General features: G+C 62.3%; 7 protein-coding genes. All 7 read left to right on the top strand.

Annotated features, from left to right (window positions below):
* A partial coding sequence (locus KF724_13570) for a DUF2924 domain-containing protein (GenBank protein MBX3356718.1) occupies positions 1 to 443 on the top strand: 443 nt, incomplete at its 5' end.
* A gap of 822 nt (positions 444 to 1,265) precedes the next feature.
* The gene (locus KF724_13575; GenBank protein MBX3356719.1) at positions 1,266 to 5,060 is read left to right on the top strand and encodes a hypothetical protein; all 3,795 of its coding nucleotides are present in this window, start codon (positions 1,266 to 1,268) and stop codon (positions 5,058 to 5,060) included.
* Between the two features lie 1,263 nt (positions 5,061 to 6,323).
* Positions 6,324 to 7,640, top strand: a complete 1,317-nt coding sequence (locus tag KF724_13580) for a hypothetical protein (GenBank protein ID MBX3356720.1) — start codon at positions 6,324 to 6,326, stop codon at positions 7,638 to 7,640.
* Positions 7,641 to 7,688: 48 nt separating this feature from the next.
* Positions 7,689 to 8,096, top strand: a complete 408-nt coding sequence (locus tag KF724_13585; GenBank protein ID MBX3356721.1) for a hypothetical protein — start codon at positions 7,689 to 7,691, stop codon at positions 8,094 to 8,096.
* Entirely contained in the window at positions 8,093 to 9,367 is a 1,275-nt protein-coding gene (locus KF724_13590) for a hypothetical protein (protein MBX3356722.1), read from the top strand. Before KF724_13585 ends, KF724_13590 begins: the two co-directional genes overlap by 4 nt.
* A gap of 785 nt (positions 9,368 to 10,152) precedes the next feature.
* On the top strand, positions 10,153 to 12,459 hold the full coding sequence (locus KF724_13595; protein ID MBX3356723.1) for a hypothetical protein: 2,307 nt from the start codon (positions 10,153 to 10,155) through the stop codon (positions 12,457 to 12,459).
* Positions 12,460 to 12,618: 159 nt separating this feature from the next.
* Entirely contained in the window at positions 12,619 to 13,587 is a 969-nt protein-coding gene (locus KF724_13600) for an IS5 family transposase (GenBank protein MBX3356724.1), read from the top strand.
* Positions 13,588 to 14,779 lie beyond the last annotated feature (1,192 nt).

Genomic DNA, 14,779 nt, shown 5'->3' on the forward strand with positions numbered 1-14,779 from the left:
TCTTCGGCGAGCAGGCACGAAGCCGTCACCGGCAGTACCTGATCCGCAGGATCGCGTGGCGCATCCAGGCGAACGCCGAAGGCGGTCTCTCGGAGCGCGCGCTGCTGCGCGCAGAGGAGCTGGCGAACGACGCCGACGTTCGCGTGACGCCGCCCCGGCCCCGGCTCCCGACCCGGAAGGGCGAAGCGACCTCATTCCAAGCCGCCCAGGCGCGCCGGGCGCCATCCGATCGCGACCTTCCGGCCTCGCACGACCCCCGGCTTCCACGACCCGGGACCGCCATCGTCCGCGACTACAAGGACCGCCGGATCGTGGTGAACGTGCTGCCCGAAGGCTTCGAATGGGACGGCGTGCGCTACTCATCGCTCTCGGCGGTTGCCAAGGCGATCACCGGCTCGCACCTGAACGGGTTCCGGTTCTTCGGGCTGGAGAAGTCTGAATGAGCCGTCGCGGGCGCAGACTTCAACGGACCGTCCACCGATTCCGTCTATGCGCACGAGTTCTTTGACGCTGAGGGCCGCAACGTCTGGAGCCGCGCCGCGGACGGAGCGTTGACGCGCCGCGAGTTCGCCCCCGGAAGTAACCGAGTGACGCTGGTCGAGCGGAACGCGGCACCCGGCGGGTCGTTCCCATCGACGACGGGCCTCACCGGCAGCTTCTCAGGACTGAACGGTTCCGGCGGATCGCTGACGACCACGACTGCGTACGACCTCCTCGGCCGGGTTCAGAAGCAAGTGTCGTCTGCGGGCGTGACGAGCTTCGTCCGACGTGAACTGCGCGAGTGCGGCGATCACCCGGGGCTCGAATACCTCGCGATCGTCTCCCTTCCTCCGGAGCTTGGTGAGGATGACCATGCGGGTCCCGTGTCCATCACGTGGGTGGACGCCGGAGGGGCCGCGATCGCATCATGGGCTTGCAACATCACGGGCGAGTACACCACTGGGACGGGCGAGGAACCATGGCCGCAGGTGGTGGTTGACTACCAAGTCAACACCACTCCCGAGCTCTTGCTCGCGCGATCAAGTACGACACGAAGCGTCTCGGGCCAGCTCAAAAGCACGACGGAGTGGAACGCTCCGTCAAGTGCGGGCCCGGATAGCGGGAGGGCAACGAGCTGGTTCACCTATGACTCGCTCGGTCGCTTCAAGACGTCCGTGAACGCGGTTGGCACTTTGACGCGTCGAACGTTTGACGCCTTCGGCAGAATCACCCTGACCGAGGTCGGACTCGCACACTCGACGACGCATGCCCCCCTTGGGGGGACGATGTCGACCGTCGCGGAACAGGAATACGACTCCGGCGGGGTCGGCAACGGTTTGTTGACGTCGGCGACTGAGCACGTCGACGAGTCGACAACGCGCGTAACGGAGTTCACCTACGACTGGCGCGATCGCCTGGTGTTGACGGAGAGCCCGCTCGCTCCGCACTCGGCGCAGCTCTATGACAACCTTGACCGCGTCGTCGCGTCGGCGAGCTTCTCCACGCTCCCCGGAAGCGTGCCCTCGAGCTTCGACGGCGCCGATGCCACGCGCGTCTCGCTCCAGCGGATCACCTACACGCAGCGCGGGCTCGTCGCGCGGAGCGAGGTGGCGATCGACCCGACCGAGGACGACGCCGGCCAGGCGTTCCTCTCGACGAACCAGTGGTATGACGAGGTCGGCCGCACGGTCGGCGTCTGGGCCCCGAACTCACCCGGAAGGAAGACCACCTTCGACGGATTGGGGCGTCCCGTCGTCGAGTTCGTCACCGACCGCGGGGATGATTCGTCCCCCGGAACTGGGAGCCACGCTGACGTCTGGAGCGATTCAACGCGTGCGTCAGTTCTCACCGACGACGCGGTCCTCGAACAGACCGAGTACCGCTACATCTCTTCGGGCGGTGCCCGGAAGGGCCTGCTCGACTTGGTCCGCCATCGCGAGCGGCTGCACGACGCGAGCGCGACCGGGGCCCTCGGCTCTTCCACGGCGGTGACCAGTTTCCGGGGACTCTTCTATGACATCGCCGCGCGGGTCACGCATTCCGTCGACTACGGCACGAACGACACGACGAACCACCAGTTCGTGAGCGACACTGCTGATCCCACAATCACGCAAGGAAGTCCACCATCAAACGGCGCCAACGCACTCGTCACACAGACGATCTACGACGAGCGAGGGCTCGGCACGACGACCGTGCGCCCCGGCGGACGCGTCGACCGAACGATCGTTGATGCACTCGGCCGCACCATCGCGACGATCGAGAACGAGGTCGGCGATCCAGTGACGCTCGCTTGGGACGGCCTCAACGAGACTTGGACGGTCGCTGGCGCCAACGGGGCCAACGACGCGGACCGCGTCACCACCTACGTCCACAACGGGATCGGTCAGCTCGTGAAGCTGACCGCGATGGCGAACGTGGGCACCGGCAACGGGCAAGATCAGGTCACGCGCTACGTCTACGGAGTCTCGCCCGGGCCGGACCCGTTCTCGTCCGCAATCTACTCGAACGACCTGCTCCTTCAAATCATCTATCCGCCCGGCCAGGGCAGCACGACCGAGGCCACGAGATCGGTCTACTACGGTTACAACCGCCAAGCCGAGATGACCGCCATGGTCGACCAGAACGAGACGCTGCACGAGTACGAGCGTGACGCGCTCGGCCGCATGACGCGCGACACCGCGACCGCGACCGCCTCGAACATCGATGCCACGATCGACCGGATCGACCTGAGCTTCGACTCCGCCGGCCGACTCTCGAAGGTCACCTCGCTCGAGTCGGCAGGACCAACTGTTCGGAACGAGGTCGAGTTCGGCTACACCCCGCTCGGCCAGGTCGAGAAGGTCTATCAGCACTCCAAGGGCGCCGTCTCCTACGACGGCGGCGGCCTGCCGACCGGCGACACGCGGCTCGTGGGCTACGAGTATGCCAACGCAGAGATCGGTTCAAGCTCGACCGGCAACTTCTCCCGCCAGACGGGACTGGCCTATCCTCGCAAGGTGAACTCCTCGGGCCACGACCCGGAAGTGCTCGAATACGCCTTCGGCACCTCGGGCGGCACGGACGACCGCATCAGCCGCGTGAACCAGTTCAAGTTCAACCTGACAAGCAGCACGAACACCTCGATGGTGAACTACGCCTTCGTGGGCGTGGGCCGGACGATCCTGGTCGACCTCGACCAACCCGATGTGCAGCTCGACTTCACGCTCTCGCTCGACGGCAAGCGCCGCACGGTGGGATACACCACGCAGACGCAGGGTTTCTATCCCGGCTTCGACCAGTTCGGTCGGCTTGCGCTCCAGACCTGGGCCGACGGCGGGTTGACGAGCGCATCGAGTCTGCCGACGAAGCCGCAGATCGTGGCCCTCCAATATGGCTACGACGACCGCGGCAACAGGACGGCCGTCCTCGATGTCCGCAGGGGCAACCTGTGGAACCGGAGCCACACCTACACGAACGACGGGCTCGACCGTCTGAAGAAGGCGCGTCGGAACACCTGGGCGAACCTCATCTCGGGCTCGCCTGTGGACGGAGTCGGCACGCAGTCGTGGGATCTCGATCTGCTCGGCAACTGGAACGAGTTCCAATCCTGGGCCCCAGGAAGCCCACCCGCGCCTGAGACGGAAACCCGCACGCACAACGCCGTGAACGAACTGCTCACGCGCACGCTCCCGAACTCAGGTCCCGAACACACGCTCGGCTACGACGCCGCGGGGAACATGGCCACCGACGCGGTCACCAGTGGAAACACAACGATCTACACGCACGATGCGTGGAACCGCCTGGTCAAGGTCGAGGTGGACGACGGAACCACCGTCGTCACGAAGCTCGAGCAGGAGTTCAACGGCTTGACTTGGCGCACGCTCAAGCGCGAGGACACCAATCTTGACGGCACTCTGGACGAGGAGCGCGTCTTCGCCTATTCCGCAAGCTGGCAGCTTCTCGAGGAGCGGGTGGACAAGGAGTACATCTCGAGTCCCGGCCTGAACAAGCGCGTGCAGTATGTCTGGGGCCTGCGGTACATTGACGACTGCCTGATGCACCGCGCGGACCTGAACAACGACGGCGACTACACCGACTCGAACGAGAACACCTGGTACCACATGACGGACGGGATGTTCTCGAGCGTGGCGGTGCTGAATCGCATTGCCACCTTGGTCGAGCGCGTGAGCTACGACAGCTACGGCCAGGCGCGTCACCATCGCCCAGGCGATGTGAACGGCGACGGGAGCTCGGGGTTCACCGACTCGGCGCTCGTCGGCACCATCATCGTCGCCAACGGCGGCACTCCCGTGCCGATCACCTCGAGTCTCTACCGCGCCGAGGCGGACCTGAACCGCGACGGCACGATCAACTCAAGCGATCGCACGCTCGCGGGAGTGTCGGCCAGCGCGCTCGCAAGCGGCTTGATCTCGAACTCAGGCACCGGCGGCCCCGACAACTCGATCGGCTGGGACGGGTATGTGTTCAATCCGGCGACGGGGGACTATCTGGTCAGGCACCGCACCTACATGCCGATGCTGGGGAGGTGGGCGGAAAGGGATCCGGCGGGGTATGTGGATTCTTCGTCTCTCGTCCAATACTGCAACTCCAAACCGATAACGGCTATCGATCCAGAGGGACTGTACTGTGATATCACATTTACTTGCGTCTTGATCCGGGTCGTGAATGTTGACAACACCTATCCGTACCGCAATCACACCGACTGCATCTACTCGTGCACAGAGTCCAATCCGGCTGGAGGGCCCACGCGCCAAGATGCCGCCGGCGGTTGTGACGGATGCATGGACATTCCACAGCCATTTCGGTTTGAGACTTCCGATCGCATCGCAGGCCCTTGGTCCGGTTTTGGCTGGAACGGCTGTCCAGCTTCCAAGGGCCCCTTTGTAAAGTCGGTAGGGTTCTCTTACTTCAAGAGTAATTGTAGCCGGGCAGCTTGCCTGAACGCATGCGCTAGCGGTGGAAATCTTGGGGCTTTCTGTAGTGCGATCCCTGACCCGGTCGAGCGCGCCATGTGTATGGTACTTCTGAAGGCGCCCAAGTTTGTTTGTAGTAACATGTGCCTGATGTGTCAAAGACCGTAGAGAGGCGTCGAGTGCAGATCACGAGACTTGTGTTGCGTGCCGTGGTTGCGGTGACTTTTGGGATTGCGATCACAGTCGCAGTTGCTTGGGGCGGTGCTGTTTGGTCAGATCCCAGGTGGGGCACCTATCAACTTACATCTGGGGTCGTTGCATGGGACTCGCAGCCATCGGACATTCTCTGGACTCGCGATCGCTACGAGTCGACTTGGGCGGAGTGGAACAGGGTGCTGCTCACGTTCAATCCTGCGCTCGCGGCGATGCACCATCAGCGGAGCGAACATAGCGAGGTTGGTGGACCCGGCGCTACAGCCCACCTCGAACCGCGTGTGGTCTCGCGCTCCACTCCTCGAGCGCAGCTCTTGGTACTTGCCTCCGGCTGGCCCCTTCGTGCCCTCAGCGCTGTGTGGAAGAACGATGGATCGTCATCGACCAATTGGTCCGGCCCGATGATAGGGCTTGTTTTTAGCAGGGACGCCTGGAGCTCGCAAGCTGATCCAGATGCGCTGACCACTAGTCCGGGCACGCTGCCATTGCAACCAATCTGGCCTGGCCTCGTGGGTAACATCGGTTTCTTTGGTGGACTTGTCTTTGGTTTGCTGACCGTGTGCAGGTTTGGAGTGATTCACCGGCGCCGAATCCGGGGTCGCTGCACGGAGTGCGGTTATGATCACCGTGGATTGGTCTCGTGTCCTGAGTGTGGAGGACTAACAGGATGTTGAAGTAGGACTCTTCATGCCGCAAAGTCGCGCGATGGACACGGCGAGCAACAAGTTTCGTGCGTGTTTCGGTCGGCGTCAGGTCAAGCGCGTCGCACTTGACCGAGCCGGGCTTCGGCGTCCATGTCGGGTCCGTTCTGTCACCCCGCGCCCCATTCACCCCTTGCTGTCAGGACCTCCCAATCGATCCCCACCGCACGGTGGCGACCGATTGAGCGGGCCGATCGATGAAACTGGCGCGCGACATTTCGCATTCTGTCGGCTTTCCTCTACTTCCAGACCGAGCCGCAAGCGACTCGGCGATCCGGTAAACGATGAACGCCTCGGCCCGACGGTCGAGGCGTTCGCCGTTCTATCGCGTGGATTCGCAAGGTGTTGCGGCGGGGGGGTGCTGGGTAGACTGGTCCGCGTGGCCGTCGAGAGACACGCAAGTCGCGCCTATCCGGTTATGGAGAGCCCCGAAAGTGCTCAAAGTCTCGCGAGACATAACCCGGAGGGCGGAGGGGGCTATTGCCTCGGCGAAGAGTCGCGCGCAAGTCCTGACCGGATGGTGAGCGGCCTCGATGAAGTGCGGACCTACACCTACTCGGCCAACTGGCAGCTTCTCGAGGAGCGGGTGGACAAGGAGTACATCTCGAGTCCCGGCCTGAACAAGCGCGTGCAGTATGTCTGGGGCCTGCGGTACATTGACGACTGCCTGATGCACCGCGCGGACCTGAACAACGACGGTGACTACACCGACTCGAACGAGAACACCTGGTACCACATGACGGACGGGATGTTCTCGACGGTGGCGGTGCTGAATCGCACTGCCACCTTGGTCGAACGCGTGAGCTACGACAGCTACGGCCAGGCGAGGCACCACCGCCCGGGCGATGTGAACGGCGACGGGAACTCGGGGTTCACCGACTCGGCGCTCGTCGGCACCATCATCGTCGCCAACGGCGGCACTCCCGTGCCGATCACCTCGAGTCTCTACCGCGCCGAGGCGGACCTGAACCGCGACGGCACGATCAACTCAAGCGATCGCACGCTCGCGGGAGTGTCGGCCAGCGCGCTCGCAAGCGGCTTGATCTCGAACTCAGGCACCGGCGGCCCCGACAACTCGATCGGCTGGGACGGGTATGTGTTCAATCCGGCGACGGGGGATTACCTCGTTCGGCACAGGACATACAGGCCGACGCTGGGGAGGTGGGTGGAGAGGGATCCGGTTGGCACAATCGTTTCGAATCCAATGGGTGAACTACTTCATAGCAGCACAAACAGCGGCACGCCCGGCTATCGCGTTGCCGAAACGGACGCGTTATGGGCGGATACTATGGATTTGCTCAGCATGCACCCAGAGTCGAGGTATGGTGACGGCAGCAACTTGTATCAGTACGGCGGCAGTGAAGCGCTGAGTGGCCTAGACCCCACAGGCAGCGCGTGGTGGAGGCTCATACCTGCACTCTACAAGAAGCTCAAGCCTGTAGCCGTCAAAGGTGGCCAGGTGGTTGGGAAGAAGTTGGGAGAGCTTGCGGCGAAGCGTGACTCCAAGCGTATCGCGGAGTACCAGCGCAAACGCATTCAGAAGTGGCGAGCAGAGTGCGAGGCGATCTGGCGATCGTACGACACTCTGGATTGCAGAAGCTGCAAGAGCGCAACAAGCTGCGCAGAGGCTAACGAGAGATGGGCGTGTTTCGCTGCAGAAGTCGCATTACGGCAACGATACTTGGCGAAGCGGTGCGATTATGTGCTGCAGATCAGTCTTGACCGAGGCTCGCTCAAGGCCGAAGGAGGGCATAGGGAACAACTACGAACTAAAGTCATCGCACTGGCAATCTGTGCGGCAAAGGTAATCGAGCTTTGTGGGGAGTGCGACTGAGGGCAGAAAGAGATGTGCCATGAGCTACCTACGGCAGCTGATTTTGTGGTGTATGGAGATCTCGATGAACAAAGAGCTTGCCGCCACCTCCTCCGCAAGTCGATTCAGGAAGCAGCTGGGATGCTGGAGGACAACTTCCTCCGCTACCAAGAGGACTATATGTGGATGGGTCCCGTGGCGTTTTGCTATTATGTCGATGCCATGATCGGCTACATAACCACCACCGGAGATGCTGAGGAGCTAAGGATTTATCACTCCATTTGCGAGTTCCGCTTAAACGACCTCGGAGTGCGCCAGATGAGGCCGTGCGCGGCAAGAGTGGCGACCAGCCTAGATCTGATTGCCTGCCGTCTGGACACTCTTGATACGGAACTCGCTTTGCGGATGCGGCGCACATCGCACTCCTATAGGGAACTGGCCGACGGCGAGCGTCCATCCAGCCCTCCAAGGGATTGACGGCGAACTACGCGGGCCAAGGCCGTCACTGGCTCGCACATCAATGGGTTACGGGGCTCGACAAGCGCGTGCAGTATGTCTGGGGCCTGCGGTACATTGACGACTGCCTGATGCACCGCGCGGACCTGAACAACGACGGCGACTACACCGACTCGAACGAGAACACCTGGTACCACATGACGGACGGGATGTTCTCGACGGTGGCGGTGCTGAGTCGAGCTGCCACCTTGGTCGAGCGCGTGAGCTACGACAGCTACGGCCAGGCGAGGCACCACCGCCCGGGCGATGTGAACGGCGACGGGAACTCGGGGTTCACCGACTCGGCGCTCGTCGGCACCATCATCGTCGCCAACGGCGGCACTCCCGTGCCGATCACCTCGAGTCTCTACCGCGCCGAGGCGGACCTGAACCGCGACGGCACGATCAACTCAAGCGATCGCACGCTCGCGGGAGTGTCGGCCAGCGCGCTCGCGGCAGCGCTGATTTCCAACGCCGGCACCGGCGGCCCCGACAACTCGATCGGCTGGGACGGGTATGTGTTCAATCCGGCGACGGGGGATTACCTGGTCAGGCACCGCACCTACATCCCGACGCTGGGGAGGTGGGGGGAGAGGGATCCGGCGGGGTATGTGGATGGCGCGAGCCTTTACCAGTATGTCGGCAGTCGCCCAAGCAATGGGCTGGATGCAACTGGTCTGGCAGAGATTCTCGGTAGAGCTTGCCCGGGCTCGCGCCACGCACCCTCTGAGACGCAGATCCGCGAGTGCTGTCAGGACGCGTTTGCGGGCGGCAATCAGAGCGCCTACGGGAAGACGCGATGCTGTCATCGCGGTGTTGTGTACTGCATTAATGTGTCAAACATCACGGCGACTGCGGGCGAAAGGTGGTCGCCGGCGTTTCGGATCGTCTATAGTTGCGTTGCGTCATGCGAACCAACGCACTGCGTGAACATCCTGGGGTGCCTTGATGGGGCGCCAATCTGGAGACATGGGAGTTCGCGAGAGTGCTCTGAGGCCGAGTTGGCAAAGTGCGCTTTGGCCTGCCTCGACGCACGATGTGGTGGAGATGCGAGCAACTGCAAGGCGTGCTCCGGAGAGCCTTTCGGTCGTTGCGGACTGTGCAAGATCAACATCGCGGAGTTGCGTCGGCTCCTTCAGGAGTTTGAGGCAGCTAACACCGCCAAATGTGTCGCTCAGCGACCGCCTCCAGCGCCGAGCATGGGTGTTAACAGGCAGTACTCCGGCTCTGTCCCACTGTGTCATAAGCACTAGGAGCCGATGTCGAGCAGGAGTCCCGTGTGCTAGTGAAAGGCGTTGAGACCTGTAGTGTGTTGCTGCTAAAGGCGGTGGGGTCCGCGCTGCTAGTGACTCTAGTAACAATGTTGTGCGGTGTTGTGTTGCAGGGGCGGTGCGCCGGTGTGCCCAACGAGGGGCGGGTCGACACGCAGCGCGCGTGGAGGTCGCGCTCTGGGCTCGCATGGTCATTTGTAACACTGTGCAGCTGGGAGTGTCGAGACTGTCTGGATTGCCCCGCTGGGTTTCCTGGACTATCTCGGATGCAGGTTGCAATGAACGGATGGCCTCATCGCTTGTTAGATCGAACGGCAGTGGATGAGCTACTGCCAGTAGCTCACCTGAAGGCTCTGGCCAGCGAGTCTCGGAAGTTCACATCGCAGGTCACAGTTGTTGGATTTGGCTGGCCATTCCCGTGGATGATGAGTGAAATCAGAGATGAGGCCACTGGTGGCGGCGGTCCGAGGTACAACATCGTCACGGATGGAGTGAGGATCGGCACCAAAGAGGGGATCGCACTCGGACTCGGAGCGCGTGCGCTCCCTCTGACTGTCCCGACGCGATGTTCCATGGTAAACCTGTTTAAGACCGTTAGCCTTTGGATCGTCATTGGATTGGTGGTACTGTCGATTGGTCGTCATTGGAGACATCGTCGTCGTCGTCGAGACAGCGTGCGCGTATTGCGGGTATCCTGTTGGTGGCGCGAGACAGAGTGTCTGCCCAGAGTGTGGAATGAAGGGCAGGGACTGGCCTACCCTCGCAAGGTGAACTCCTCGGGCCACGACCCGGAAGTGCTCGAATACGCCTTCGGCACCTCGGGCGGCACGGACGACCGCATCAGCCGCGTGAACCAGTTCAAGTTCAACCTGACAAGCAGCACGAAGACCTCGATGGTGAACTACGCCTTCGTGGGCGTGGGCCGGACGATCCTGGTCGACCTCGACCAACCCGATGTGCAGCTCGACTTCACGCTCTCGCTCGACGGCAAGCGCCGCACGGTGGGATACACCACGCAGACGCAGGGTTTCTATCCCGGCTTCGACCAGTTCGGTCGGCTTGCGCTCCAGACCTGGGCCGACGGCGGGTTGACGAGCGCATCGAGTCTGCCGACGAAGCCGCAGATCGTGGCCCTCCAATATGGCTACGACGACCGCGGCAACAGGACGGCCGTCCTCGATGTCCGCAGGGGCAACCTGTGGAACCGGAGCCACACCTACACGAACGACGGGCTCGACCGTCTGAAGAAGGCGCGTCGGAACACCTGGGCGAACCTCATCTCGGGCTCGCCTGTGGACGGAGTCGGCACGCAGTCGTGGGATCTCGATCTGCTCGGCAACTGGAACGAGTTCCAATCCTGGGCCCCAGGAAGCCCACCCGCGCCTGAGACGGAAACCCGCACGCACAACGCCGTGAACGAACTGCTCACGCGCACGCTCCCGAACTCAGGTCCCGAACACACGCTCGGCTACGACGCCGCGGGGAACATGGCCACCGACGCGGTCACCAGTGGAAACACAACGATCTACACGCACGATGCGTGGAACCGCCTGGTCAAGGTCGAGGTGGACGACGGAACCACCGTCGTCACGAAGCTCGAGCAGGAGTTCAACGGGCTCACCTGGCGCACACTCAAGCGCGAGGACACCCCCGGCAGCGGCGCCGGCCTCGACGAAGAGCGGACCTACGCCTACAACGCAAGCTGGCAACTCGTCGAGGAGCGGGTCGATGCGGATTACTCGGGTGATCCCGGACTCGACAAGCGCGTGCAGTACGCCTGGGGCCTGCGGTACATTGACGACTGCCTGATGCACCGCGCGGACCTGAACAACGACGGCGACTACGCGGATTCCGGGGAGAACACCTGGTACCACATGACGGACGGGATGTTCTCGAGCGTGGCGGTGCTGAATCGCATTGCCACCTTGGTCGAGCGCGTGAGCTACGACAGTTATGGTCAGGCTCGGCATCATCGGCCGGGTGACGTTGATGCCAACGGAAACTCCGGATCGGCTGACTCGATACTGATCGGAGACATCATCGTCGCGCATGGAGGTAGTTCGGTGCCGATCTCCTCAGCCCTCTACCGCGCCGAGGCAGACCTCAACCGCGACGGCACTCTCTCCTCCGCTGATCGGACAATTGCCGGTGTTTCGGCGAGCGCTCTCCAGTCAGGCCTGATTTCGATCGCTAGCGCGCGCGGCCCCGACAACGCGATCGGCTGGGACGGGTATGTGTTCAATCCGGCGACGGGCGACTATCTGGTTAGGCACCGAACCTACATCCCGCCGCTGGGGAGGTGGGCGGAGAGGGATCCAAGCGGCTATGTCGATGGCTTTAACCTCGAAGAGTTCGGTCGAAGCAATCCGCTGGCACGAAGCGATCCTCGCGGCCTGCAATCGAGTGCGCCGGGAGGGCAAAGTATCGACACGGGACCGTGCAACGATACCTGCAAACGCGCGTATGATCCAAAGATCGATCCTCAGGGATACGCGAACTGCATGGTCGGCTGTGTGAATGGACAGCGCGGCGCGAATTGCTTTGTCTACTGCTTAAGGTTCCCTGATCCAGTAGAGAATGCCAACTGCTTGGCGGGATGCAATGCAGGCCAAGGGAGACAGGGTGGCGGATGTGTCGTGACATGCACGCGGCAGGGGAGCATTGTGGCGCCGCATATGGCAGGGGCATGCATGCTTGTCGCCGTAAAGAACCCTGCGAAGATAACCCCTTTAGGTGTCGCTGTGAGCGGCACGCTCGGACTAGTCGCGTGCGGCTGCATGATTTACGCGATTGTGCACTCCGAGGAGATAGTGCGAAACATCCCGCGCGTGGCGCCCGCAGCACCACCAATGGCTCCGGGAGGCGATCGGGGCGACTCTAGGGCGACGAAACACTGTAAGTTCCTTTACGAGTTGTGTTACATGAATCAGAATCAACCATCGCCGAATCCTGACTTCGGGCAGCAAAAGCCTTGTTTTGATTGCTACAGGACTTGCATGTTGACGGGAGGGGTGTGGCCTTTCATGAAGTGTCCGATTATCATGCCTCCAAACTATGTTCCAGGCACACGATGATGCATCCGAGTATGGACACGCGACCACCTTCGGGTCTGTCCATAAACAATAGGGACCTCTGAACAATCTCGATGAAATCGGGCCTTTCAAAAAACCGTGAGCCGCTCGGCCGCGAAGTGTTCCCGTGTTCGGCGATGATGCCGACCAGCGAGGATCACGATGGCACAGCGAGTCAACGCGGAGTTCGGTCTGGTCGACGGCATGACGGCGGACCTCGGAGGACCGAGGACGGCGAGGCTGCTCGACCGTCTCGACAAGTCGGTGTCGTGGAAGGAACTCGTTGCGCCGATCGCGAAGCTGCCGGAGTACCGCGAGAAGCGCGGCGTCGGCCGTCCGGCGTGGCAGCCGGAGACGATGCTTCGCGCCCTGCTTCTCGCGAAGTGGTTCAACCTGAGCGACCCGCAGCTCGAGGAGTGCCTGAAGGATCGCCTCTCGTTCCGTCGCTTCGTCGGGCTGAGCCTGACCGACGCGACGCCGGACGAGACGACCTTCGTGGTCTTCCGGCGCAGGCTTCGCGACGCGGGGCTCGATCGGACGATCTTCGACGCGACGCTGGCGCAGCTCGAGAAGCGCGGGCTGCTGGTGAAGGAAGGAACGCTGGTGGATGCCACGATCATCGAGCAGTCGCGCGGATCGCATCGGGACGACGGCACGAGCACGCGCGACCCGGAGGCGAGCTTCACGAAGAAGTCGGGCCAGACGCACTTCGGCTTCAAGGGTCACATCGCCGCGGACCGCTCGAGTCTGGTGACGGACTTCCGATTCAGCGACGCGGCGCCGCACGACAGCAACTTCATCGACGAGCTGACGGAGGACGAGACGAGCATGGTCGTGGCGGACACGGCGTACCGCAGCGAGGAGCGGGAGCGGAGGCTGCTGGCCCGCGGCGTGACGCCGGTGATCGCGTTCAAGCGGCAGCGTGGAGAGAAGGAGCTCGCGAAGGAGCTTCGCGTCTTCAACCGGATCGTGGCCTCGCTGCGTGCCGTGGTCGAGCATCCCTTTGCCTGGATGAAACGGACGGGCTACCGCCGAGTGCGGTATCGAGGCCTGCGACGGAACGCGTTCGACTTCGCGTTGCACCTGGTGGCCTACAACTGGAGACGGAGTCTGAGCCTCGCAAGGGCGTAGGCGAGGGCCCCGCACGGCCTCCCGAGTCGCTTCGAGCGGCCCGGTGGAGCCCGAGGCCGTCGTATCATTACTCACTTGAGAGCCGATCAACCGCATACAGTGCCGTTCATGCTCATTTGTTCAGGTGTCCCAATAGTCATGTTCGGTTCTTCCTTATCGCGCCGGTCGGTCCTTGCGTTCGGCAGGCTTGCGGCCAGCGCCGGCCGTGCGAATCCGGTTCGTCGGAAGGTTCGTCGTCGACCGGGCTTCCCGCATCCCGCGCATGTAATCGATATAGGCTCACGCAACCGCTTATGTCCTTGTTTACGGATAGGCCCTATGAAGCCTCTGGTGATTCCTACCACTTGAGCTTTGGAACCGGTCCGCTATACTGCGAATCAGGGCTTTCAGACGCTCGGCCTGCGGGTGATGAGAAGCGGAATCACGCAACCCCGTTTAGGAGGAGAGAATGGGCGGAGCTCGATGGGATAGTATTCGAACAGATTTGATCTCCCGCATCGGATGTGGCGATCATGAGGCGTGCCTGCGTCAGATCGATCAGTTTCTTTCAACTGCTACTAGCATTGATGAATTGCGAGAGGCGGAGGCGCTTCGCGGCGACTTCCTATTGGAGGGAGGGCGATCTGAGGAGGCGGTGCGGTCATTCCTTAGGGCGTTATCGATTGCACAGGAGGGGACATTCGGAAGATATGTCATTCAGCTGTCGCTTGGTGCCGCAACAGGCGACCCTCAGTGGTATCGGGCTGCAATTGATACAGCACTACTACATGGAAAGCTGGATTGCGCGGAGGCGCTATCGCTCCTTCTGGCGTCCATGCCGTCCAGTACTGTTGCGCCCGCGTCTCAATCGATCCTCCGGGACGGAGTGGTGCAGAGTTGGAGGGTGCTCGCGATCCCGGGACCGGTTCCGGACGATATGGCTGCTGCGTGTAGGCAGATAGCCGCGGCGGCGAGTGGTCCCTTCCCTACTTCCTGAACCCGGTCCGGAGCGGACCGAGTGAGCGGTCCGGCCGATGAAACTGGCGCGCGACATTTCGCAAGGTGTACGGTTGTCCCGCTCCCCGAAATGTCCGCGCGAAATGGGATTGAGTTGAGTGGAGTAATCGGCGGTCACCGCAAGGAGAACAAGCCCACAGTCAGGATCTCCCAGTCGATCCCCACACCTCGGTGGCGACCGATTGAGCGGTCCGTC

Source organism: Phycisphaeraceae bacterium, assembly GCA_019636735.1.
In the GTDB taxonomy this organism is placed as follows: domain Bacteria; phylum Planctomycetota; class Phycisphaerae; order Phycisphaerales; family SM1A02; genus VGXK01.

What these genes read in the sequence shown, in the direction of transcription:
- KF724_13575 (MBX3356719.1), top strand. Translation starts at nt 1,266, where the DNA reads ATGTCGACCGTCGCGGAACAGGAATACGACTCCGGCGGGGTCGGCAAC.
- KF724_13580 (MBX3356720.1), top strand. Translation starts at nt 6,324, where the DNA reads ATGGTGAGCGGCCTCGATGAAGTGCGGACCTACACCTACTCGGCCAAC.
- KF724_13600 (MBX3356724.1), top strand. Translation starts at nt 12,619, where the DNA reads ATGGCACAGCGAGTCAACGCGGAGTTCGGTCTGGTCGACGGCATGACG.